This window comes from Citrobacter sp. Cpo030 (assembly GCF_030333005.1).
Lineage (GTDB): Bacteria > Pseudomonadota > Gammaproteobacteria > Enterobacterales > Enterobacteriaceae > Citrobacter > Citrobacter portucalensis.
The window spans coordinates 85,608-107,724 of sequence record NZ_JAOWGT010000050.1 but is presented as its reverse complement, the minus strand read 5'-3'; the positions used below and the strand labels follow the sequence as shown (position 1 = coordinate 107,724).

Sequence of the window (22,117 nt, the reverse complement as noted above, 5' to 3'; positions counted from 1 at the left end):
AGCCGGGGTTCTACTACTAAGATTCATTCTTTACCGGGAAGTTTCTTCCACGCCACGGTGTTACGTAAATAAACCGGTTCAGCGTGTTCGACCGCTACGGTCTCACCCGCAGCCAGCATTTGCGTGGCGACGGGCAGCATGTCTTCAGCCGCTGGAAGCAGCACGTCACCATCGCTGAACGTCAGACCGCTGTCTTTACCAAGCTCAGGCCATGCCGGCCACCCCGTCCCGACCGTCACCCAGTCGCCAGAAAGCTGCAATAAACGCTCATGTACCTGCTCGGGGGTTAACACCGCTTCGGTTTCTTCACCGTGCCAGTTACCGTTGTCATCACGCTGATATTCGGCCCAGTAGACTTCGCCCATTCGCGCGTCAATCGCCGCCAGTACGCGAGTCGCGCCCGACTTACGCCAGGCGCCCTGCGCCATGGTCGCCAGGGTGGAGACGCCGATCATCGGTAAGTTTGCGCCTAACGCCAGCCCCTGAGCAATGCCAATACCGATACGCACGCCGGTGAAACTGCCGGGACCGCGACCAAACGCCAGGGCGTCGATATCGGTTAACGTGAGATCGCCAGCGGCCAGGATTTCCTGAACCATCGGTAAAATTCGTTGGGTGTGTTCTCGTGGGCAAAGCTCAAAGTGAGCCTTGATAGTACCGTCATTCCACAGGGCAACAGAGCACGCCTCTGTGGCGGTATCGATAGCCAGAATTCGCATGGGTGTTTGTGATCAGATCAATAAATTTGGCGCGCATCTTACCACACTCCGTAACAAATTACTCAGTCGTTGGTATGGCAAGAAAGCGAACCGCGCGAGCAATGTCACGCGTCCGTGGAGCAGGTGGAAGACTCGCCAGGAAGGTGGCGCCGTATGGCCGCATAACCAGACGATTGTCGCAAATCACCAGCACGCCGCGATCGTCAGCATCACGTATCAGACGCCCTACACCCTGCTTCAGGGTGATTACCGCATCCGGCAACTGGACGTCTTCAAACGGATCGCCGCCGCGCAGTCGACAATCCTCCATTCGGGCTTTTAACAGCGGGTCGTCCGGCGAGGTAAACGGCAGTTTATCGATTATCACCAGCGACAGGGTATCGCCGCGCACGTCCACGCCTTCCCAGAAGCTGCTGGTGGCAACCAGTAGCGCATTACCTGCGCTGACAAACTGCTGTAGCAGTTGTCCTTTGCTGGTTTCGCCCTGCAGCAGTACGGGAAGCGTCATAGTAGCGCGGAATTGTTCCGCCAGATCGCGCATCATCGCGTGCGAAGTGCACAGCATAAAACAGCGACCGTTGTTCGCTTCGATAATAGGTCGCAGCATGGATGCTAACTGGCGTGCAGCCCCCGGCTGGTTGGTTTGCGGGAGATTACGCGGTACGCACAGCAGCGCCTGGCGCGTGTAATCAAAAGGGCTTGGCAGCAGCATCGACTCGGCATCTTCAATACCCAGTCGTGCAGTGAAATGATGAAGGTCATCGTTTACCGACAGCGTCGCGGAAGTAAAAATCCAGCAGCCCGGCTTTTGTTCCATCACTTCTTTGAATTTATCCGCCACCGTAAGCGGCGTCAGCGCGAGGGTGAAATGGCGGGAGGTGCATTCATACCAGTAGCTGAAGCCTGGCTGGTTGATCTCTTTCAGGCGCTTCAGACGCGCACGATAAAGCGTGGCGCGCTCAAACGCGGCATCCAGCAACGCCGAACGCCCAAGAGACAGCTTCGCCACGTCATAACACAGCTCCAACGTGTCATCGAGCAGCAAAAACGCGCGCTGTACGCGCTGGTCGGCCAGCAGTTCCCGCAGGTTTCCGCGATAACCCGGCTCACCAAGCTGCAAGCGGAAGTCCTGAGCGCTTTGTGCAAGGCGATCGGCGCACTTTTGCAGCTGCTGAGTGTCTTTCAGCTCGGTGCGATAGGCAATGGTGATGTCTTTCGCCAGGTCTAACAGCTGGCGACTGGAGAGTGATTGACCAAAGTACTGGCTGGCGATATCCGGTAACTGATGCGCTTCATCGAAGATCATCACATCAGCTTCCGGGATCAGTTCGCCAAACCCGCTCTCTTTTACCACCATATCGGCGAGAAACAGATGATGGTTAACCACGACAACATCCGCATCCATCGCTTTTTTACGCGCTTTAACGACAAAACACTCTTTATACAGCGGGCAGTCGCTGCCCAGACAGTTGTCATTAGTGCTGGTCACCAGCGGCCAGGCCTGCGAGTCTTCCGCCACGCTGACGCAGGTGCTGATGTCCCCATCAAGGGTTTGATTTGACCAGGAGCGCAGCAGAATGACGTCGCTTAACGTTTGTACCGGCAAGTCGCCACCCGCCAGCGCCTGCTGTTCGAGACGTTCGAGGCACAGATAGTTTGAACGCCCTTTCAGCAGCGCCAGTTTACCGGTGAACTTCAGTGCTTTAGCGACGGTCGGGAGGTCGCGGCTGTATAGCTGATCCTGCAACGCCTTCGAGCCCGTGGAGACAATGACCTTCTTTCCGGCACGCAGCGCTGGAGCAAGATAAGCGTAGGTTTTACCCGTTCCGGTTCCGGCTTCTACCACCAGCGGTTGTGATTTTTCGATGGCATGACTGACGGCGATGGCCATCTGCCGCTGTGGTTCTCGCGGTTTAAAACCCGGTATCGCTTTAGCCAACTGACCGTCTGCTGCAAAATCGTCCGTCACACTGCCCCCTGTTCATTTGAACAGGGATTATGTCAGGCCAGCGGGTCTTTCGCCAGTTGAAGAGGTGACGTGGGCACAACATTATGGCAGTCTTGGCGCAACCCAAAGCTATTATGAAAAAACGTAAACGAGGAATGATTTATGACGATTGTGCGCATTGATGCCGAAGCGCGTTGGTCCGACGTGGTAATCCACAACAACACGCTGTATTACACCGGCGTGCCGGAAAATCTGGATGCAGACGCCTTTGAGCAGACGGCAAATACGCTGGCGCAAATTGATGCGGTGCTGGAAAAACAAGGCAGCAACAAGTCACGTATTCTTGATGCCACCCTGTTTTTGGCAGACAAAAACGATTTTGCCGCCATGAACAAAGCCTGGGACGCGTGGGTCGTTGCTGGCCACGCGCCGGTACGTTGTACCGTTCAGGCCGGATTGATGAACCCGAAATACAAAGTTGAGATTAAGATAATCGCTGCAGTTTAAGCGGCGTTATTCGTCTTCATCTTCAAAACGCGCCACGATCCGCTCACCGGTATGACTGGCGCGTAACTCTTCAGCAACCAGAGCAATGGCTTGTCCGCTGCTCATCCCCTGTGACATCAGCTCCTGAATACGCTCTACCGCTTTTTGCTGCTGCTCATGACTGAGTGAAGGTAAACCTGCAAACATTGTTAACTCCTGCTAAATTGTCTGCGCTAATTATTTCATGCTACCGGGCAGTTAGCCAGTAGAGTAGCAACGAGTCAGGACTGATGAAGACGTTATCTCCCGCAGTAATCACATTACCCTGGCGTCAGGACGCCGCTGAACGCTATTTTTCGACATTAAGCCATCTGCCTTGGGCGATGCTGTTGCATTCAGGTCAAGCCGACCATCCGCATAACCGCTTTGATATTCTGGTGGCTGACCCCGTCACCACGTTGGTTACACGTGCTGAAGAGACCGTAGTGCAGAACGGGCACGCAATCACGCGCTCGCTTGATGATCCAATGACGGTATTACATTCCGTGCTAGCTGCACACAAGATTCACCCCGAGTATCACCCGGATCTGCCGTTTCAGGGCGGCGCGTTAGGTCTGTTTGGCTACGACCTTGGCCGACGCTTTGAATCTCTGCCGACTATTGCTGAGCGCGATATTACGCTACCGGATATGGCCGTTGGCATTTACGACTGGGCGCTGATTGTCGATCACCAGTTGCAGACTGTATCCCTGCTCAGCCATACCGATGTCGAGGCTCGCCTGAAATGGCTCGACGCGCAACAACCGCCAACGCCTGAGCCGTTTACATTGACCTCAGCGTGGCAGTCCAATATGAGCCGCGCCCGGTACGGCGAAAAATTCCGCCAGGTGCAGGGCTATCTGCACAGCGGCGATTGTTACCAGGTCAACCTCGCGCAGCGTTTTCAAGCGCATTACGAGGGGGATGAGTGGCAGGCATTCGTCAAACTCAATCACGCTAACCGCGCCCCGTTCAGCGCGTTTATTCGTCTTGAGGAAGGCGTTATCCTCAGTCTTTCGCCGGAACGTTTTATTCTGCTGGAGAATCAGCATATCCAGACGCGTCCTATTAAAGGTACGTTGCCCAGGCTTGAAGATGCCGATGCCGATCGTGAGCAGGCCCGGCGGCTGGCGAATTCGCCGAAGGATCGTGCGGAGAACCTGATGATCGTCGATTTGATGCGTAATGATATTGGCCGCGTTGCCGTACCGGGTTCGGTACAGGTTCCGGAGCTGTTTGTCGTAGAACCGTTCCCTGCCGTTCATCATTTGGTCAGCACCATTACCGCACGTCTGCCAGAGTCATTACACGCCACCGATCTGCTACGCGCAGCCTTCCCCGGCGGCTCTATTACCGGTGCGCCGAAAGTGCGGGCGATGGAAATTATTGACGAACTGGAGCCACAAAGACGTAATGCCTGGTGTGGCAGCATCGGTTATCTGAGTTTTTGCGGCAATATGGATACCAGCATCACCATTCGCACGCTGACAGCCACAAACGGGCAAATTTATTGTTCCGCTGGCGGCGGCATAGTGGCGGACAGTCAGGAAGACGCTGAATATCAGGAAACATTTGATAAAGTGAATCGTATTTTGCACCAACTGGAGAACTGAGACGTGGAATACAGCAGCCTGACGCTTGATGATTTCTTATCGCGCTTTCAACTCCTGCGCCCGCAGGTCAATCATGCCGCGTTAAACCAGCGCCAGGCCGCCGTACTGATCCCCGTCGTGCGTCGTCCACAGCCGGGGTTGTTGTTAACCCAGCGTTCCGTTCACCTACGCAAGCACGCCGGACAGGTCGCCTTCCCCGGTGGGGCGGTGGATAGCAGTGATGCCTCGTTAATTGCCGCCGCCCTTCGCGAGGCACAGGAGGAGGTGGCGATCCCACCTTCATGCGTAGAAGTGATCGGCGTTCTGCCGCCGGTCGACAGCGTGACCGGTTTCCAGGTCACCCCAGTGGTAGGCATTATCCCGCCTAATCTGCCGTATCGCGCCAGTGAAGATGAAGTTTCAGCAGTGTTCGAAATGCCGCTGGCCCAGGCCCTGCATTTAGGTCGTTACCACCCGTTGGATATTTACCGTCGTGGCGATTCACATCGCGTATGGCTTTCCTGGTATGAGCAATATTTCGTCTGGGGAATGACTGCCGGAATAATTCGTGAGCTGGCGCTGCAAATTGGCGTCAAGCCCTGACTATACTTATCTTTACGCGCGCCATAGACAACTTGAAACTCAGGTCACAACATTAGTAAAACCGCGGTTATCTATTAGTTTAATTCATGTGAATAGTTAAGCCGATCGCCGCGTTCCCTCTTACACTATGCGCAGTTATAACATCGTTACTGGAAAGCCCAGTCGCCCTGTAGGAGTATTATCGTGATTAGTCTATTCGACATGTTTAAGGTGGGGATTGGTCCCTCATCTTCCCATACCGTAGGGCCTATGAAGGCGGGTAAACAGTTCGTCGATGACCTGGTCGAAAAAGGATTACTGGACAGCGTTACTCGTGTCGCCGTCGACGTGTATGGTTCACTGTCGCTCACGGGTAAAGGTCACCACACCGATATCGCCATTATTATGGGTCTGGCAGGCAATGAGCCTGCTACCGTGGATATTGATAGCATCCCCGGATTTATCCGCGACGTAGAAACGCGTGGACGCCTGCTGCTTGCGCAGGGTCAGCACGAAGTGGATTTCCCGCAGAATGACGGGATGCGTTTTCACAACGGCAACCTGCCGCTGCATGAAAACGGAATGCAGATCCATGCGTACAATGGCGAAACCGTCATTTATAGCAAAACCTACTACTCAATCGGCGGTGGATTCATCGTTGATGAAGAACATTTTGGTCAGGATGCCGCGGGCGAGGTCAGCGTGCCTTATCCGTTCAAATCCGCGACTGAAATGCTGGAGTACTGCAGCAGCACCGGCCTGTCTCTCTCTGGCATGGCGATGCAGAACGAACTTGCTCTGCACAGCAAAAAAGAGATTGAAGAGTACTTTGGCCACGTCTGGCAAACCATGCAGGCCTGTATCGATCGTGGCATGAACACCGAAGGTGTGTTGCCGGGTCCGCTGCGCGTTCCTCGTCGTGCTTCAGCTCTGCGTCGTATGCTGGTTTCCAGCGATAAGCTGTCCAACGATCCGATGAACGTGATCGACTGGGTTAACATGTTCGCGCTGGCCGTTAACGAAGAAAACGCCGCAGGCGGTCGCGTAGTGACAGCGCCAACCAACGGTGCCTGCGGCATCGTGCCTGCGGTACTGGCCTATTACGATCATTTCATCGAGTCCGTCAGCCCGGATATCTATACCCGCTATTTCCTGGCGGCCGGTGCAATTGGCGCGTTGTACAAAATGAACGCCTCAATCTCTGGTGCAGAAGTAGGTTGTCAGGGTGAAGTGGGCGTAGCCTGCTCCATGGCTGCCGCGGGTCTGGCTGAACTGTTGGGCGCGAGCCCTGAGCAGGTGTGTGTTGCTGCCGAAATCGGCATGGAACATAACCTCGGCTTAACCTGCGATCCGGTTGCCGGTCAGGTACAGGTTCCGTGCATTGAGCGTAACGCCATTGCTTCAGTGAAGGCGATCAACGCTGCGCGTATGGCAATGCGCCGTACCAGCGCGCCGCGCGTCTCGCTGGATAAAGTCATTGAGACCATGTACGAAACAGGTAAAGACATGAACGCCAAATACCGCGAAACGTCACGCGGTGGCCTGGCAATCAAAGTTCAATGTGACTAATACTTAATTTTCGCCCATCTGCGACGGATGGGCGAATTTGCCCCCTCTCCCTCGTCTACTGTAATTTTCCCCACTACACTTGCTCTGTTGCTGTTGGCTTCTGTGACCAACGGCTTATCGGGCGGCCCGCATGCAAACAGCACAACGGATCATTAAAAATTATCGCCGGAATCGCTTAATCGTCTGCACAGTATGTGCACTACTGACGCTCATCCTCACATTAACTGTCCGATTTATTTCGGAGCGTAATTTAAATCACCGAAATATCGTCACCTTTGCCAACCATGCTGTAGAAGAACTGGATGACGTGCTTTTACCCTTGCAGACCGGACGTGATGTATTGCTGCCGTTAATTGGCCTCCCCTGCTCAGTGGCGCGTTTACCCTTAAGCAAACATGCCGCAAGACTGCAAACGGTGCGTTCTATTAATCTGATTCAAAGCGGGATCCTCTATTGCTCCAGCATTTTTGGGTATCGCAATGTCCCCATTCGTCAACTACAGCCCGAATTACCCAGCCGGGAACCGCAACTGCTGCTGTCTACTGACCATTCGCTGATTAAAGGGAGTCCGATTTTGACGCAGTGGTACCCGTCCTCTGCTGATGGTGAAGATGGCGTGCTGGAAATCGTCAATATTGATTTATTGTCGTCTATGTTGCTTGAACCCCAGCCGCCGCAGATCACCGATGCCAGCTTAACCGTTGGTAATCGGCATCTACTGTATGATCAAGGTGTGGTCGATACTCTGCCTAAGCTAAATGATGAAAAACGCTACCAGCTGTCATCTCAACATTTCCCGTTTACCATTAGCGTCACCGGCCCCGGTCCCAGTGAACTGGCGATTAAACATCTGCCAACACAGCTGCCGCTGGCGGTGATCCTAAGTTTATTAGTGGGTTACCTGGCATGGCTGGCGACCGCCAGCAGAATGAGTTTTTCCTGGGAGATTAATCTGGCCCTTGCTGCTCGGGAATTCGAGCTATTTTGCCAGCCGCTGCTTAATGCGCAAACCCAGCAATGCATGGGCGTGGAGATTCTTCTACGCTGGAATAACCCACGCCAGGGTTGGATCTCTCCGGAAGTGTTTATTCCCATCGCTGAGGAGCACAACCTGATTGTGCCGCTAACCCGTCATGTCATCGCAGAAACCATTCAGCAAAGACACGTTTTCCCGATGAGCAGTCAGTTTCATATTGGGATTAATGTCGCCGCCAGCCATTTTCGTAACGGCACGCTGCTAAAAGATCTTAATCAGTACTGGTTCAGCCAGCACCCAATCCAGCAGTTGGTTATCGAACTGACCGAACGCGATGCGTTACTGGATGTGGATTATCGGGTCGTACGCGAATTAAATCGGCTTGGCGTAAAACTGGCGATTGATGATTTCGGTACCGGTAACAGCTCGCTCTCCTGGCTGGAAAAACTACGCCCGGATGTGCTGAAGATCGATAAATCATTTACTTCGGCCATAGGAACAGACGCCGTGAACTCAACCGTCACAGACATCATTATCGCTTTGGGGAAAAAATTGAATATAGAACTGGTGGCGGAAGGCGTTGAAACCCAGGCGCAGGCTCAGCATTTGCGCCGACACGGCGTACATTTGTTGCAAGGTTTTTTGTACGCAAAGCCAATGCCGCTGCGTGATTTCCCAAAATGGCTGGCGGGCAGCACGCCGCCGCCCACCCGACATAACGGGCGACACAGTATGCCCGTCATGCCGTTTCGCTAAACCCGGTTACTCGTCTTCGTCGTGAGCGGGTTGTTCTTTAACAATGCGAACTAAATCCACACGATAGTCATTCGCTTCGACAATCGTAATGCTCAGCGGTGCGACTTCGATAACATCACCTACACGTGGAATATGGCCGTTAGCCGCAATGACTAAACCTGCCACCGTGGCGATGTCTTCGTCTTCATTCACTAACGTATCCACGTCCAGCGCCTGTTGCAACGCATGCAGATCGGTACCGCCTTTGACCAACCAACCACCTGCATCAGCAATAATTTCAGGTGTTTCATCGGCATCCGGGAATTCACCGGCAATGGCTTCTAATACGTCCAGCGGCGTGACCAGACCCTGTACTACGCCAAACTCGTTAGTGACGATAACGAAGCTACCGCGGGCACGACGCAGTACGCCTAACAGATTGATCGGGTCCAGCGTCTCCGGAACAACAATAGCCGGAGAAGCAGAGGCAATCGCCGCCACATCCACACCGTCTTCCAGCGCCACCAGCAGCTCTTTAGCACGCACGATACCGATGATCTCATCCAGTTCGCCACGACACACCGGGAACAGGCTGTGAGGTGAAGAGAGCAACTGCTCGCGAATTTCCGCCACGCTCAGGTCGGCATCAACCCAGCTGATTTCACCACGTGGCGTCATAATGCCGCGTAACGAACGCGACGCCAGGGAGAGGACGCCGTTGATCATATAGCGTTCTTCTTCCACAAACGCGCCTTCCGGGACAGGAACCGGCACCGGGTTATCGGATTCCATCTGCACGCTGGCCTGACGTTTACCGCCCATCAGACGCAGGATTGCATCGGCAGTACGTGCACGCAGCGGCAGCGTCGACTGGTGGCGAATAAAATTACGACGGGCAATCTGGTTAAACAGCTCGATGATGATCGAGAAACCAATCGCCGCATACAGATAACCTTTCGGAATATGGAAGCCAAACCCTTCGGCAACCAGGCTCAGACCAATCATCAACAGGAAGCTCAGACACAGCACCACCACCGTCGGGTGTTGGTTCACAAATCGTGTCAGCGGCTTAGAGGCCAGCAGCATCACGGCCATGGCAATCACTACTGCCGCCATCATCACTGGCAGATGGTTGACCATGCCGACCGCCGTAATCACGGCATCCAGCGAGAACACCGCATCGAGGATGACAATCTGCGTCACGACAACCCAAAAGCTCGCATACCCTTTCGTCTGCCCGGTATCATGTTCACGGTTTTCCAGCCGCTCATGCAGCTCTGTCGTAGCCTTGAACAAGAGGAAGATACCCCCCAGCAGCATAATCAGATCGCGCCCCGAGAACGCATAGTCCATTACCGTAAACAGCGGCTTTGTCAGCGTCACCATCCACGAAATCACGGACAACAGGCCCAGACGCATAATCAGTGCCAGTGACAAACCGATTAAACGCGCTTTATCTCGCTGTTTCGGCGGCAGCTTATCAGCCAGGATCGCAATGAAGACCAGGTTATCAATACCCAGAACAATTTCGAGAACGACAAGCGTGAGCAAACCCACCCAAATCTGCGGGTCCATTAATAATTCCATGACAAGCTCCTGCTTAAGGAATGACCAAACTGCGCGCTGAGGATCTCAGGCGTTAAAGCGATATGCAGAGAAAATTTGTGGCAAAAAGTGCCAATCTGACAGGCTTGATACGGCCTGAAGGTGAAATGACGTCGGTGACGATCCATATGGTGGGCTACTGCCCTATACTCCTGAGTAATTAAACAGACGCTAAACATAACAGAGACAACCGGTTTTTAGCAAAGATTTACCTTCCTTTGCAATAAGTTGTTTCGGAGATATTTCACCCTTCGAAATTTCTTTTCATCGGAAGTTAAATTACGGATCTTCATCACATAAAATATTTTTTTCGATATCTAAAATAATTCACGAAAATCATAGGTTTTTCTTTGTAACCCTTATCTGAATCGATTCGATTGCGGACGACGATTCAAATACATCTTCACGTTGATGTGTTAACGATAATAAAGGAGGTAGCAAGTGACCATTGCTATTGTAATAGGCACACATGGTTGGGCTGCAGAGCAGTTACTTAAGACGGCAGAAATGTTGTTAGGCGAGCAGGAAAACGTCGGCTGGATCGATTTCGTTCCAGGCGAAAATGCCGAAACGCTGATCGAAAAGTACAACGCTCAGTTAGCAAAACTCGATACCAGTAAAGGCGTGCTGTTTCTCGTTGACACATGGGGAGGCAGCCCGTTTAACGCTGCGAGCCGCATTGTCGTCGATAAAGAGCATTACGAAGTTATCGCCGGTGTGAACATTCCCATGCTGGTTGAGACCTTCATGGCGCGTGATGACAACCCGAGCTTCGATGAATTAGTGGCACTGGCCGTTGAAACCGGTAGCGAAGGCGTGAAAGCGCTGAAAGCAAAACCGGTGGAAAAAGCCGCTCCTGCCCCCGTCGCGGCACCGAAAGCAGCAACCCCCGCGAAACCGATGGGACCGAACGATTATATGCAGATCGGCCTGGCGCGTATTGATGACCGCTTAATCCATGGTCAGGTGGCAACTCGCTGGACCAAAGAAACCAACGTAACGCGCATTATCGTCGTCAGTGATGAAGTTGCCGCCGATACCGTGCGTAAAACGCTGCTGACTCAGGTAGCACCTCCGGGTGTGACGGCGCATGTGGTTGATGTCGCGAAAATGATCCGCGTCTACAACAACCCGAAATATGCAGGTGAGCGTGTGATGCTGTTGTTCACCAACCCAACCGACGTAGAACGTATCGTTGAAGGTGGTGTGAAAATTACCTCCGTAAACATTGGCGGTATGGCTTTCCGTCAGGGTAAAACGCAGGTAAACAACGCAATTTCTGTCGATGACAAAGACATCGAAGCCTTCAAGAAACTCAACGAACGCGGTATTGAGCTTGAGGCCCGTAAGGTTTCTACCGATCAGAAACTGAAAATGATGGATTTGATTGCCAAGGTGAAATAATTCCCTGGCATTTACTTAGTTTTCACACTTAAGTCTGTATAGCAATAGGAGAAGTACAATGGAGATTACCACTCTTCAGATTGTGCTGGTGTTCATCGTCGCATGTATCGCGGGTATGGAGTCGGTACTCGATGAATTTCAGTTCCACCGTCCGTTGGTGGCCTGTACGCTGATTGGCGCCGTTCTCGGGGATATGAAAACCGGTATCATCATCGGTGGTACCCTGGAAATGATCGCCCTGGGCTGGATGAACATCGGTGCTGCGGTTGCACCAGATGCCGCGCTGGCCTCAATTATCTCTACCGTTCTGGTTATCGCGGGTCACCAAAGCATTGGTGCCGGTATCGCGCTGGCTATCCCACTGGCAGCAGCAGGCCAGGTACTGACCATTATCGTTCGTACTATCACCGTAGCATTCCAGCACGCAGCGGATAAGGCGGCCGAAAACGGTAACCTGACGGCGCTCTCCTGGCTGCACGTATCCTCTCTGTTCCTGCAGGCTATGCGTATCGCTATCCCGGCGGTAATCGTAGCGATTTCTGTTGGTACCAGTGAAGTTCAGAGCATGCTTAACGCCATTCCGGAAGTCGTAACCGGCGGTCTGAACATCGCAGGCGGTATGATCGTAGTGGTTGGTTATGCGATGGTCATCAACATGATGCGCGCAGGCTATCTGATGCCATTCTTCTACCTCGGCTTCGTCACCGCGGCATTTACTAACTTCAACCTGGTTGCTCTGGGTGTGATTGGCGCAGTCATGGCCATCCTCTACATTCAGCTGAGCCCGAAATATAACCGCGTAGCCGGTGCACCTGCTGCGGCGGCTGGCAATAACGATCTCGATAACGAACTGGACTAGCAGGTGAGCGAAATGGTTGATATGACTAAAACTACCACCGAGAAAAAACTCACTCCGAGTGACATTCGTGGCGTGTTCATTCGTTCTAACCTGTTTCAGGGTTCATGGAACTTCGAACGTATGCAGGCGCTGGGTTTCTGTTTCTCCATGGTACCGGCGATCCGCCGCTTGTACCCGGAAAACAACGATGCACGTAAGCAAGCGATTAAGCGTCACCTGGAATTCTTTAACACCCATCCGTACGTAGCGGCTCCAGTACTGGGCGTTACGCTGGCAATGGAAGAACAGCGTGCAAACGGCGCAGAGATTGACGATGGTGCCATCAACGGTATCAAAGTTGGTCTGATGGGTCCGCTGGCAGGCGTCGGTGACCCGATCTTCTGGGGTACCGTACGTCCGGTCTTCGCCGCACTCGGCGCAGGTATCGCGATGAGCGGCAGCCTGCTGGGGCCACTGCTGTTCTTCATCCTGTTTAACCTGGTTCGTCTGGCAACCCGTTATTACGGTGTGGCATATGGCTACCGTAAAGGTGTCGATATCGTTAAAGATATGGGCGGCGGCTTCCTGCAGAAACTGACTGAGGGGGCGTCAATCCTCGGCCTGTTTGTCATGGGAGCATTGGTTAACAAGTGGACGCACGTAAACATCCCACTGGTGGTTTCTACTATCACCGGTCAGGATGGTCAGACTCGTGTTACCACCGTGCAGACTATCCTTGACCAGCTAATGCCGGGTCTGGTTCCTCTGCTGCTGACATTCGCCTGTATGTGGCTGCTGCGTAAGAAAGTGAACCCGCTGTGGATCATCGTTGGCTTCTTCGTCATCGGTATCGCGGGCTACGCTGTCGGACTGCTCGGCCTGTAAGACTGTTGTACATCACCGGGGGCTTGCCCCCGGTTTTTCTATTTAGAGGGTTGAGGATTCATGACTATCACGGACCTGGTGCTGGTTCTATTTATCTTTTCGCTGCTGGCGTATGCCATTTACGATCAGTTCATCATGCCCCGCCGTAATGGCCCTACTCTGCTTACTGTCGCCCTGCTTCCCCGTAGCAGAGTCGACAGTGTTATCTTCCTTGGCTTGGTAGCTATTCTTATCTACAACAACATCACCAGCCACGGCGCGCAATTTACCACATGGTTATTATGTGCACTGGTATTGATGGGGTTGTATCTGTTCTGGATCCGTACGCCAAAAATCATCTTCAAGCAGAAAGGTTTTTTCTTCGCCAATGTCTGGATTGAATATAACCGCATTAAAGAGATGAATTTATCTGAAGACGGTGTATTGGTGATGCAATTAGAACATCGAAGATTGTTGATTCGCGTACGAAATATAGACGATCTTGAGAGAATATATAAACTTCTAATTTCAAATCAATAAGTTATAAATATAGCCTGAACTATGTTTTTTATATATCAGCATAAAAATAAACATAGCCAAGGCTATATTTCACTGTCCGCAATGTTATTTATTTTAACGTTTTATTTATAATCAAATCTAAATGAAAATCGTTTTCAATTAGAAGTCAAATATTATTTCTGCGTTTCTTGTTTTATATTCTCAAAATATGTTAAGGTTGCGCCCGTCGTTGGGGAGTAGCCGATTTCCAGACTCCGGAAATGTACGTGTCAACATACTCGTTGAAAAACGTGGCGCGTACGGACTGAACTTACAGGTTCAGTCAGGCGAGACCATAGGCACATCAACTGCAATGCATATTTGAATGGCGCTGTATTTACAGTGATTCCAGCTTATGTGCATGGTTACTGGGGGCAGTGATGTGTTTTATGGATACCCCGGTCAGGACGCTGTTATGAATCTCACCGCTACCGTTTTTCTCGCTTTCGGCATGTCGATGGATGCTTTCGCCGCATCAATTGGCAAAGGCGCCACCCTGCATAAACCCAAATTTTCTGAAGCATTGCGCACCGGTCTGATATTCGGCGCAGTTGAAACACTTACGCCACTGATTGGCTGGGGCATGGGGATGCTGGCCAGCAAATTCGTGCTGGAGTGGAACCACTGGATCGCATTCATTCTGCTGATCTTTTTAGGCGGGCGAATGATAATCGAAGGTTTTCGCGACAACGGTGATGAAGATGAAGAGCCGCAGCGCCGTCACGGTTTCTGGCTGCTGGTTACCACCGCCATTGCGACCAGTCTTGACGCAATGGCCGTCGGGGTGGGTCTGGCTTTCCTGCAGGTCAACATTATTGCCACCGCGCTGGCTATCGGCTGCGCCACATTGATAATGTCCACGCTCGGCATGATGATCGGTCGTTTCATTGGCCCGATGCTGGGCAAACGAGCAGAAATTTTGGGTGGGGTGGTGCTGATTGGTATCGGTGCCCAGATCCTCTGGGCACACTTCCACGGTTAATTCAGACGCTGCCAGACATGTATACTAAAGTCGGTCTGGCAGTCAAACGTCGTTTTCCCCGCTAACGTTTCCCACACCTCCGGCTTTGCCCGCCAGGCGAACGGCGTCATTTGCAGTAACGCAACGGCCTCGCTGCCCTGAAGCTGCATCTGATACCCCAGCGCAATACTCTGTTGCAGAACAAAACCGTCCAGTTGCTCTGTGTGCGGCGCATGCAAACGCACCTCATCATAAATCAGCCCTTTCAGTTCCATTAAATGACGCGGTCCCGGCGTGGCGGTGATAACCCATCCCCCCGGTTTAACGACGCGTGCCAGCTCTTGCGCTTTACAGGGCGCGTAGATCCTGATGATGGCATCCATTGACTCATCTGCGAACGGCAGACGATGGCTGGAGGCAACGCAAAAGGTCACCTGCGGATAGCGTCTGGCTGCGGCTTTAATTGCCACTTTGGAGACGTCAAGACCAAAGGTTGTACAACCCGTCAGCGCGTCGGCAAACGCATGGGTGTAATACCCTTCCCCACAGCCAATATCCAGGATCGCTGCATCTTCTGAAGTCGACTTCTCTTTCAGCACATTCACAATCGCATCACGCAACGGTTGATAGTGCCCGGCATCAAGAAATGCCCGTCGCGCCTGCATCATCTCAGCGCTGTCACCCGGATCGCGCGATCGTTTATGCTGAACCGGCAGTAAGTTGACATACCCTTCTTTCGCCACGTCAAACTGGTGCCGCCCGGGGCAGACAAAACTGTTATTCGCTTGAGTAAGAGGCTGGTGGCAAAGAGGACAGGAAAACGACATGACAACTCCGGCAGGTGACTTAAGGGCGCAAGTGTAACGCGAATTGCACCCTGGGAAAATAACTTACAGCGACGGCGAGGATACGTTGCTGCCGTGCATCACCAGCAGATGGTCGGAGTCAGCAGGCATGCCATCCGGTTTAACGTTCTCCAGACGCAGGACATCACCCATTATCTGGCTGAAGACAGGCGCAGAGACAGCCCCACCATAATAAGCACCGTTTTGCGGATTATTGATGACGACAACCAATGCGAATTTCGGGTCGCTCGCTGGCGCAACACCTGCCGTGTAGGCCACGTATTTATCGACATACTTACCGTCATCACCAATTTTCTTTGCCGTTCCTGTTTTAACCGCCACGCGATAATCTCTGACCGCGGCTTTAGTTCCCCCACCACCGGGTAACGCAACGCTTTCCATCATATGTTCAACCTGGTGAACCAGCGCCTCCGGCATCACTCGGGTACCGATTACCGGCGGGTCAATACGGGTAATCGAAAGGGGCCGATAGATACCAAAACTACCAATGGTTGCATATACGTGCGCCAACTGCAGTGGCGTTACCATTAATCCATAACCAAATGCAAAGGTCGCGCGATCCAAATCGCTCCAGTAGCGGCGTTGAGGCATTAAACCGCTACTTTCACCGGTTAATCCCAGTCCGGTTGGGTCGCCAAAACCAAAGCTTTTATAGGTATCCAGCAATTTTTGGACAGGCATAGCCAATGAAAGGTGCGACACGCCGGTATCGCTCGATTTCTGTAAAATCCCGGTCAGCGACAGTTCCGGGTAAAATCCGACGTCGCGAATGCGATGTCCATCAAGGTAAAAAGGATGGGTATCAATCACGCTGTCGGGTTGTACTATCCCCTGCTGGAGTGCAGTCATGATCACCAGCGGTTTAACGGTTGAACCGGGTTCAAACGTATCGCTAATTGCACGGTTACGAAAATCATCCAGTACCGCGCCATCACGATTATTGGGGTTGAAGTCAGGAAAGCTCGCCATGGACAGTATTTCACCGGTAGCAATGTTGACCAGCACTGCGGCTCCTGATTCCGCTTTATTCCACGTAACGGCATTGTCCAACGCATCTTCGGTGACCGTCTGCAGACGCTCATCGATGCTGAGCTGTAATTCGTGTGCAGGAACAGGCGTAACTTCGGTGATATTTTCGATGACATGACCAAATTTGTCTTTACGTACCAGACGGGAGCCAGGTTTACCCATCAGCTGGTTATTAAAGCTCTTTTCCAGCCCTTCAATGCCTTGTCCATCAATGTTGGTAAAACCAATGAGATTCGCCGCTACGTGGCCTGCGGGATAGAACCGGCGGGATTCCTCGCGCAGGTTGATGCCCGGGAGATTAAGATCATCGACCCACTCAGCCTGCTGAGGGGAAATTTGTCGTGCCAGATAAATAAAACGTCCGCCAGGATTACTGTTAACGCGTTCCGCCAGCGTACTAAGTGACAAATGCAGAGTCCTTGCCAGAGCCTGCCAGCGTTCGTTGTAACCCACGCCTCCCTTGCTGATGATGGTCTTAGGATCGGCCCATACGGCGTTAACCGGAACACTTACCGCCAGCGGTCGCCCTTCTCTATCGGTAATCATCCCGCGCGGCGAGGCAATAGTTACCTCACGTAACGAACGCATGTCTTCCTGTTTCACCAGACTCGTCGGCGTGACAATTTGCAGCCACGCAACCCGACCCAGCAGCAATCCCAGACTCAATAATATTGCCACACAAAGCAGGGCAAAACGTACGGGAGTAAAATTGCGCGCGTCGCCGTCGTTTTTCTTTTTCACCCGGTCTCCAGCAAGATAGTTTTTCAGGTGTCTGATTTAACGAGAAATGTCGTAAGAAAGCGGGGAAAACTATGCTACGAACATCACGCCTTTGCAACAAAGCGCTAATGGAAGGGCATTTAGAAATATTTAGACGTATTTTGAATTAAAAAGCCCCGCATAGGCGAGGCTTTATATCTGAGATGGTTGCGCATATGCGCTTCAAATCAGTGGTGTCGATCAGATAGCTGTTACGTTAACAGCAGCCGGACCTTTCTGGCCGTCCTGAATTTCGAACTCAACGTTCTGGCCTTCAGCCAGAGTTTTGAAGCCGTTACCCTGGATAGCGGAGAAGTGTACGAACACGTCTTTGCTGCCATCAGCCGGAGTAATGAAACCAAAACCTTTAGACTCGTTGAACCACTTAACTTGACCTTTAATCTTTGCCATTTGCAAAATTCCTTAGAGTATTTTCTTCGCCCGCAGGCATAACATAGATAAAACTGAGACATTACTGCTTGAGGCACTAATATAAGGTTCGGCAGAGAAGCGGTATTCAACGTCAACGTGTTTACTCAGGACTTCTTTACTGAAAATGCCACACATAAACAGAACTGTACCTCGTTTAACCCAAAACGTGTTATCACATACAACGTTAATAATGGCAAGCCATTTTTAAACGTGTCTCGATCGGTCGCACAAATCCCGTCGTTCATCAAACAGCAACTGCACAGTTATGCGCCACACCGAGTAGTGTTATATTCCCGCCGCTCGCCCCATCCCCCGCCTGGCTTGCACCATTGCCGGGACATTTCTACCATAGCTCAATAGCTTCGGTTATTCCAGATTAGCTGTTACAGGGTGTGCCGGATATCATTTTTTATGCTTAGTAATGCATAAAATGTCACAAGCGTAAAAATGAGATCCGCCTTCTGCTTTTGCACCAAAATAATGAAAGAATGATGACAATGCACAAAAAAAGTAAGAGAAACGTTTCGCTGTTAATAAAACGATCGCTATCACAAAAATGACATAATCATATTTTTATCGTATGGGAAATTATATTTATATCAGACCGGGGATAAGATATTAATTGGTTGGAGCATCTGAAAATACTGAGTTTACACGCGTATCAGAGTGCTAATTACACGACATGTACAGAAGAAAATAATCTGGCACGTTGGCGACAGGATGAAACATCTGAGAACAAAAGCAACAGATCCTCATCCTGTCATACCGTTTTTACCGCTCAGCTACCAGGCGGATGATGTCATCATCTTCATCCTTCGCTGTGACCGCAGCAGGCTCTGCCGCTTTTTCAGGTTCGTTCGCTTCGCAAAGGCGACGGAGCAATGCGTTCTGTCTTTTTTGTTGATCTAACAATGCTTCGAGCAGCTCAATCTGCTCATTAGTACGCGAACTTGCCCGATTGACGAAAAACCACAGTACAAGCCCGACAACCAGAATCACCACCGATACAGCCAAAGACGCCAAACTCAACGCGCCAGAATTCAAAACTTCGTTCATTTTACCACCTCAATGTAGACAGCGTAGTTTACCACTGCCGCACAAGAAGGTAATCAACTGTGGCAAAAATGCGCTTACCAGGGAATAAATTTATTAATGGCACAAATACCGCTGAAAAATTGTACATCCTGATCGCACATGATGTTGAACACTTGCGCCCACATCAGTATGCATACCAGCACGACAACTATCAGCACCACCCAGCGAATTTTTTTCACTCCAGCTCCACTCTTCGAATCTACATCTTATGTCTATAAATTATCATGCGTTACCTAAACCCAGCGTTAACTGTATCGGCATTCAATCTTTTTAGGAATGATTCACTTGTTTCATCCCATGTACAGGCTAATCTAATAATAACGAGAAAAGATAAGAGGTTGTAATGCGTCTGATAATCCGCGCTATTGTGTTGTTAGCTCTGGTTTGGATCGGTTTATTACTGAGCGGCTACGGAATTTTGATTGGAAGTAAGGAGAATGCAGCGGGTCTGGGCTTGCAATGCCAATATCTGACCGCCCGCGGAACCAGCACCGCGCAATACGTCCACACAAACAGCGGTATCATTGGCCTGTCGGATTGTCCTTTGTTAAGAAAAAGTACGGTCATTATTGATAACGGTTAATATAGCAACAATACATACGCTACGTTATTTGCACCAACTAACTTTATGACTGTTCATAAAAAACCCCAGATACAAAAATACCTGGGGTTTTTACGTTGACGCTATTACGTCAGATTAGAACGGATAGTCGTTATAACCCATTTGTTCTGAAATTTTACGCGCAGCCGTATGCAGCATCGCCACATACTCGTGCAAACGTTCTTCTGAGAAACGCAGCGTCGGGAATGAAATACTCAAGCCCGCAATTACTACACCGAAACGGTCAAACACCGGCACACCGATGCAGCGCAGACCTTCTTCCTGTTCTTCGTTGTCTTCACCGTAGCCCTGCTCACGGACTTTATCCAGCAGTACCAGCAGTTCATCAGTATTGGTAATAGTACGGTCGGTGCTGCGTTTGTACTCAATACCGTCCAGAATTTGCTTCACTTCATCGCGGTCACGCCATGCCAGCAGAACTTTACCGATAGCCGTGCTGTACAGTGGATTACGGCGACCTACGCGAGAATACATGCGCAGATTGTACATGGAGTCGATTTTATGAATGTAGACGATGCTGTCTTCATCCAGTGCGCCAAGGTGTACTGTCTCTTTGGTCAGGCGCGAAAGTTCGCGCATCTGAATATCAGCGCTACGGATAAGATCGACGTTTTGCAACGCGCGAGCACCCAGCTCGAATAGTTTCAGGGTCAGTGAGTATTTCTCAGATTCCCCTTCTTGTGCCACATAACCCAGCGTTTTCATGGTCTGCAAAAAGCGATAAACGGTGCTTTTTGACATCATGACGCGTTGCGACAACTCGGTAATACCAATTTCGCGCTCTTCACCAAGCGCCTGCAGGATGCCAAAAACCTTCAGCACGGAAGATACAGAATCGGGTTGTTTATCCAGATCTGCGATTGCCATTTATCACCCCTTTCGAGTGTTTTATAAAAATCAGAACCGGTTTTTATTATAATTTCACGTATCAGCCCTCGCAATCGCTCTTTGCTTACTTAGTTACAAATCTGCGACCTAACGCCTGAATATCAATGCTAAAATTATTATTCTCATCATAAATTCCGACAATATTGACTTCCTATGGAAAAAACTCAGACCGATGGTCTGCCATTGCCCCAGCGATATGGCGCAATTTTAACCATTGTTATTGGCATCTCTATGGCAGTACTCGATGGCGCAATAGCGAACGTTGCCCTCCCCACTATCGCCACCGATCTTCAGGCCTCACCCGCCAGCTCAATCTGGATTGTGAACGCCTACCAAATTGCGATCGTTGTTTCGCTGTTATCGCTCTCTTTTTTAGGTGATATGTTTGGCTACCGACGCATTTATAAGTGTGGTCTGGTCGTGTTTCTGTTGGCATCGCTGTTTTGTGCCTTGTCAGACTCGCTACATATGCTGACGTTAGCGCGCGTGGCTCAGGGGTTTGGCGGCGCGGCGCTGATGAGCGTTAATACGGCATTGATCCGACTCATTTATCCTCAGCGCCAGCTTGGCCGCGGAATGGGTATTAACTCCTTTATTGTGGCAGTCTCCTCGGCAGCGGGTCCGACTATTGCGGCGGCAATTCTCTCTATTGCCTCGTGGAAATGGCTATTTCTGATTAACGTCCCGCTGGGGATCATCGCCCTGCTACTGGCTATGCGTTTTTTGCCCCCCAATTCTTCACGTGGCAATAAACCGCGCTTTGATCTGCCCAGCGCAGTAATGAACGCCTTAACATTCGGTTTGTTAATCACGGCACTCAGCGGGTTTGCACAGGGACAGTCGCTAAAATTGATTGGTGCTGAACTGGTGGGGCTTCTCGTGGTAGGGTTTTTCTTTATCCGCCGCCAACTCGCATTGCCAGTACCGTTATTGCCGGTTGATCTGCTACGCATTCCGCTGTTTTCACTCTCTATTTGCACCTCAATCTGTTCATTCAGCGCACAAATGCTGGCAATGGTTTCTCTCCCCTTTTTCATGCAAACGGTTCTCGGGCGCAGCGAGGTTGAAACGGGCCTGCTACTGACGCCGTGGCCGCTGGCAACCATGGTGATGGCCCCACTGGCGGGATATCTGATTGAACGTGTTCATGCGGGTCTGCTGGGCGCGCTGGGCATGGCAGTAATGGCGTGTGGGCTGTTTTCGCTGGTGTTGCTGCCCGCATCACCTTCTGATTTTAATATCATCTGGCCAATGATTTTGTGCGGTGCGGGTTTTGGCTTGTTCCAGTCACCGAATAATCACACCATCATCACCTCCGCGCCGCGTGATCGTAGCGGAGGCGCGAGCGGTATGCTCGGAACGGCGCGTTTACTGGGCCAGAGTACCGGGGCCGCACTGGTTGCGCTGATGCTAAATCAGTTTGGTGACAGCGGAACACACGTCTCGCTGATAACAGCGGGTATTCTGGCTTCGCTGGCCGCAATCGTGAGTGGCTTACGTATCACACAACCGCGAGTTCAGGCATAAAAAAAGCGCGTCTGTCGACGCGC

At 51.4% G+C, this 22,117-nt stretch carries 24 protein-coding genes; 12 read left to right on the top strand and 12 right to left on the bottom strand.

Annotated elements, in window-relative coordinates; genetic code table 11:
* Nucleotides 1–23: 23 nt before the first annotated feature.
* Both tsaB and yoaA read right to left on the bottom strand, forming a co-directional pair.
* The gene (tsaB, locus tag OGY37_RS08375) at nucleotides 24–719 is read right to left on the bottom strand and encodes a tRNA (adenosine(37)-N6)-threonylcarbamoyltransferase complex dimerization subunit type 1 TsaB (RefSeq protein ID WP_003833757.1); all 696 of its coding nucleotides are present in this window, start codon (nucleotides 717–719) and stop codon (nucleotides 24–26) included.
* A gap of 58 nt (nucleotides 720–777) precedes the next feature.
* Nucleotides 778–2,688, bottom strand: coding sequence for a DNA repair helicase YoaA (gene yoaA, locus OGY37_RS08370; RefSeq protein WP_003020980.1), 1,911 nt, complete (start codon nucleotides 2,686–2,688; stop codon nucleotides 778–780).
* Nucleotides 2,689–2,829: 141 nt separating this feature from the next.
* Between yoaA and OGY37_RS08365 the strand changes: the two genes are divergently transcribed.
* Nucleotides 2,830–3,174, top strand: coding sequence for a RidA family protein (locus OGY37_RS08365; protein WP_003020984.1), 345 nt, complete (start codon nucleotides 2,830–2,832; stop codon nucleotides 3,172–3,174).
* Nucleotides 3,175–3,180: 6 nt separating this feature from the next.
* Here the strand turns inward: OGY37_RS08365 and OGY37_RS08360 are convergent, their stop codons facing one another.
* Complete coding sequence (locus OGY37_RS08360; protein ID WP_003020986.1) at nucleotides 3,181–3,360, bottom strand: YoaH family protein; 180 nt, start codon at nucleotides 3,358–3,360, stop codon at nucleotides 3,181–3,183.
* Nucleotides 3,361–3,443: 83 nt separating this feature from the next.
* On the opposite strand from OGY37_RS08360, the gene pabB reads away from it, so the two are divergent.
* From pabB to pdeD, 4 genes are all read left to right on the top strand, one after another.
* Nucleotides 3,444–4,805: an aminodeoxychorismate synthase component 1 gene (pabB, locus tag OGY37_RS08355; protein ID WP_286620546.1), complete on the top strand. Its 1,362-nt coding sequence runs from the start codon at nucleotides 3,444–3,446 to the stop codon at nucleotides 4,803–4,805.
* Nucleotides 4,806–4,808: 3 nt separating this feature from the next.
* Nucleotides 4,809–5,387 carry a CoA pyrophosphatase gene (locus OGY37_RS08350; RefSeq protein ID WP_003020991.1) on the top strand — a complete coding sequence of 193 codons (579 nt, stop codon included), beginning with the start codon at nucleotides 4,809–4,811 and terminating at the stop codon, nucleotides 5,385–5,387.
* 183 nt (nucleotides 5,388–5,570) lie between these two features.
* Complete coding sequence (sdaA, locus tag OGY37_RS08345) at nucleotides 5,571–6,935, top strand: L-serine ammonia-lyase (protein WP_149281071.1); 1,365 nt, start codon at nucleotides 5,571–5,573, stop codon at nucleotides 6,933–6,935.
* 130 nt (nucleotides 6,936–7,065) lie between these two features.
* Nucleotides 7,066–8,667 (top strand): cyclic di-3',5'-guanosine monophosphate phosphodiesterase PdeD, encoded by a 1,602-nt coding sequence (gene pdeD / locus OGY37_RS08340; RefSeq protein ID WP_008785025.1) that lies wholly within the window; start codon nucleotides 7,066–7,068, stop codon nucleotides 8,665–8,667.
* Nucleotides 8,668–8,673: 6 nt separating this feature from the next.
* Here the strand turns inward: pdeD and yoaE are convergent, their stop codons facing one another.
* Nucleotides 8,674–10,233 (bottom strand): CNNM family cation transport protein YoaE, encoded by a 1,560-nt coding sequence (gene yoaE / locus OGY37_RS08335; RefSeq protein WP_008785026.1) that lies wholly within the window; start codon nucleotides 10,231–10,233, stop codon nucleotides 8,674–8,676.
* Entirely contained in the window at nucleotides 10,221–10,379 is a 159-nt protein-coding gene (locus OGY37_RS23480; protein WP_370766360.1) for a protein YoaL, read from the bottom strand. The genes yoaE and OGY37_RS23480 overlap by 13 nt, the downstream gene beginning before the upstream one ends.
* A gap of 313 nt (nucleotides 10,380–10,692) precedes the next feature.
* Between OGY37_RS23480 and manX the strand changes: the two genes are divergently transcribed.
* The 5 genes from manX to mntP all read left to right on the top strand — a co-directional run bounded on the left by manX (nucleotide 10,693) and on the right by mntP (nucleotide 14,897).
* Entirely contained in the window at nucleotides 10,693–11,655 is a 963-nt protein-coding gene (manX, locus tag OGY37_RS08330; RefSeq protein ID WP_003833768.1) for a PTS mannose transporter subunit IIAB, read from the top strand.
* Nucleotides 11,656–11,713: 58 nt separating this feature from the next.
* Complete coding sequence (locus OGY37_RS08325; protein WP_003021004.1) at nucleotides 11,714–12,514, top strand: PTS mannose/fructose/sorbose transporter subunit IIC; 801 nt, start codon at nucleotides 11,714–11,716, stop codon at nucleotides 12,512–12,514.
* A gap of 12 nt (nucleotides 12,515–12,526) precedes the next feature.
* Nucleotides 12,527–13,378, top strand: a complete 852-nt coding sequence (locus OGY37_RS08320; RefSeq protein ID WP_003833769.1) for a PTS mannose transporter subunit IID — start codon at nucleotides 12,527–12,529, stop codon at nucleotides 13,376–13,378.
* A 60-nt stretch (nucleotides 13,379–13,438) separates the two neighbouring features.
* On the top strand, nucleotides 13,439–13,897 hold the full coding sequence (locus tag OGY37_RS08315; protein WP_003021010.1) for a DUF986 family protein: 459 nt from the start codon (nucleotides 13,439–13,441) through the stop codon (nucleotides 13,895–13,897).
* 433 nt (nucleotides 13,898–14,330) lie between these two features.
* The gene (gene mntP, locus OGY37_RS08310; RefSeq protein WP_149384882.1) at nucleotides 14,331–14,897 is read left to right on the top strand and encodes a manganese efflux pump MntP; all 567 of its coding nucleotides are present in this window, start codon (nucleotides 14,331–14,333) and stop codon (nucleotides 14,895–14,897) included.
* Here mntP and rlmA read toward each other — a convergent pair.
* From rlmA to mgrB, 6 genes are all read right to left on the bottom strand, one after another.
* Nucleotides 14,894–15,703, bottom strand: coding sequence for a 23S rRNA (guanine(745)-N(1))-methyltransferase (rlmA, locus tag OGY37_RS08305; RefSeq protein WP_003833772.1), 810 nt, complete (start codon nucleotides 15,701–15,703; stop codon nucleotides 14,894–14,896). The two genes, mntP and rlmA, sit on opposite strands and share 4 nt — an antisense overlap.
* Nucleotides 15,704–15,766: 63 nt before the next feature.
* Nucleotides 15,767–17,512, bottom strand: a complete 1,746-nt coding sequence (gene ftsI2, locus OGY37_RS08300; RefSeq protein WP_003833773.1) for a peptidoglycan DD-transpeptidase FtsI2/PBP3(PARA) — start codon at nucleotides 17,510–17,512, stop codon at nucleotides 15,767–15,769.
* A gap of 219 nt (nucleotides 17,513–17,731) precedes the next feature.
* The gene (gene cspE / locus OGY37_RS08295) at nucleotides 17,732–17,941 is read right to left on the bottom strand and encodes a transcription antiterminator/RNA stability regulator CspE (protein ID WP_001062678.1); all 210 of its coding nucleotides are present in this window, start codon (nucleotides 17,939–17,941) and stop codon (nucleotides 17,732–17,734) included.
* 12 nt (nucleotides 17,942–17,953) lie between these two features.
* Nucleotides 17,954–18,097, bottom strand: a complete 144-nt coding sequence (locus tag OGY37_RS08290) for a DUF2627 domain-containing protein (protein ID WP_003034983.1) — start codon at nucleotides 18,095–18,097, stop codon at nucleotides 17,954–17,956.
* A gap of 636 nt (nucleotides 18,098–18,733) precedes the next feature.
* Nucleotides 18,734–19,018, bottom strand: coding sequence for a YebO family protein (locus tag OGY37_RS08285; RefSeq protein WP_003833774.1), 285 nt, complete (start codon nucleotides 19,016–19,018; stop codon nucleotides 18,734–18,736).
* Nucleotides 19,019–19,092: 74 nt separating this feature from the next.
* Nucleotides 19,093–19,236, bottom strand: a complete 144-nt coding sequence (gene mgrB / locus OGY37_RS08280; protein ID WP_003034977.1) for a PhoP/PhoQ regulatory lipoprotein MgrB — start codon at nucleotides 19,234–19,236, stop codon at nucleotides 19,093–19,095.
* A 164-nt stretch (nucleotides 19,237–19,400) separates the two neighbouring features.
* Here mgrB and OGY37_RS08275 point away from each other — a divergent pair, with 164 nt between their 5' ends.
* A complete protein-coding gene (locus tag OGY37_RS08275; protein ID WP_003034975.1) occupies nucleotides 19,401–19,640 on the top strand; it encodes a YobH family protein in 240 nt (79 codons plus the stop codon).
* A 114-nt stretch (nucleotides 19,641–19,754) separates the two neighbouring features.
* On the opposite strand, the gene kdgR is transcribed toward OGY37_RS08275, so the two are convergent.
* The gene (gene kdgR, locus OGY37_RS08270) at nucleotides 19,755–20,546 is read right to left on the bottom strand and encodes a DNA-binding transcriptional regulator KdgR (RefSeq protein WP_003833778.1); all 792 of its coding nucleotides are present in this window, start codon (nucleotides 20,544–20,546) and stop codon (nucleotides 19,755–19,757) included.
* 174 nt (nucleotides 20,547–20,720) lie between these two features.
* On the opposite strand from kdgR, the gene OGY37_RS08265 reads away from it, so the two are divergent.
* The gene (locus OGY37_RS08265; protein ID WP_148361872.1) at nucleotides 20,721–22,094 is read left to right on the top strand and encodes an MFS transporter; all 1,374 of its coding nucleotides are present in this window, start codon (nucleotides 20,721–20,723) and stop codon (nucleotides 22,092–22,094) included.
* Nucleotides 22,095–22,117 lie beyond the last annotated feature (23 nt).

What these genes read in the sequence shown, in the direction of transcription:
- kdgR (WP_003833778.1), bottom strand. Translation starts at nt 20,546, where the DNA reads ATGGCAATCGCAGATCTGGATAAACAACCCGATTCTGTATCTTCCGTG.
- tsaB (WP_003833757.1), bottom strand. Translation starts at nt 719, where the DNA reads ATGCGAATTCTGGCTATCGATACCGCCACAGAGGCGTGCTCTGTTGCC.
- yoaE (WP_008785026.1), bottom strand. Translation starts at nt 10,233, where the DNA reads ATGGAATTATTAATGGACCCGCAGATTTGGGTGGGTTTGCTCACGCTT.
- OGY37_RS08325 (WP_003021004.1), top strand. Translation starts at nt 11,714, where the DNA reads ATGGAGATTACCACTCTTCAGATTGTGCTGGTGTTCATCGTCGCATGT.
- OGY37_RS08275 (WP_003034975.1), top strand. Translation starts at nt 19,401, where the DNA reads ATGCGTCTGATAATCCGCGCTATTGTGTTGTTAGCTCTGGTTTGGATC.
- OGY37_RS08315 (WP_003021010.1), top strand. Translation starts at nt 13,439, where the DNA reads ATGACTATCACGGACCTGGTGCTGGTTCTATTTATCTTTTCGCTGCTG.
- OGY37_RS08290 (WP_003034983.1), bottom strand. Translation starts at nt 18,097, where the DNA reads ATGTGTGGCATTTTCAGTAAAGAAGTCCTGAGTAAACACGTTGACGTT.
- pabB (WP_286620546.1), top strand. Translation starts at nt 3,444, where the DNA reads ATGAAGACGTTATCTCCCGCAGTAATCACATTACCCTGGCGTCAGGAC.
- OGY37_RS08360 (WP_003020986.1), bottom strand. Translation starts at nt 3,360, where the DNA reads ATGTTTGCAGGTTTACCTTCACTCAGTCATGAGCAGCAGCAAAAAGCG.
- OGY37_RS08365 (WP_003020984.1), top strand. Translation starts at nt 2,830, where the DNA reads ATGACGATTGTGCGCATTGATGCCGAAGCGCGTTGGTCCGACGTGGTA.
- OGY37_RS08265 (WP_148361872.1), top strand. Translation starts at nt 20,721, where the DNA reads ATGGAAAAAACTCAGACCGATGGTCTGCCATTGCCCCAGCGATATGGC.
- rlmA (WP_003833772.1), bottom strand. Translation starts at nt 15,703, where the DNA reads ATGTCGTTTTCCTGTCCTCTTTGCCACCAGCCTCTTACTCAAGCGAAT.
- pdeD (WP_008785025.1), top strand. Translation starts at nt 7,066, where the DNA reads ATGCAAACAGCACAACGGATCATTAAAAATTATCGCCGGAATCGCTTA.
- mntP (WP_149384882.1), top strand. Translation starts at nt 14,331, where the DNA reads ATGAATCTCACCGCTACCGTTTTTCTCGCTTTCGGCATGTCGATGGAT.
- OGY37_RS08320 (WP_003833769.1), top strand. Translation starts at nt 12,527, where the DNA reads ATGGTTGATATGACTAAAACTACCACCGAGAAAAAACTCACTCCGAGT.
- cspE (WP_001062678.1), bottom strand. Translation starts at nt 17,941, where the DNA reads ATGGCAAAGATTAAAGGTCAAGTTAAGTGGTTCAACGAGTCTAAAGGT.
- OGY37_RS08285 (WP_003833774.1), bottom strand. Translation starts at nt 19,018, where the DNA reads ATGAACGAAGTTTTGAATTCTGGCGCGTTGAGTTTGGCGTCTTTGGCT.
- OGY37_RS23480 (WP_370766360.1), bottom strand. Translation starts at nt 10,379, where the DNA reads ATGGATCGTCACCGACGTCATTTCACCTTCAGGCCGTATCAAGCCTGT.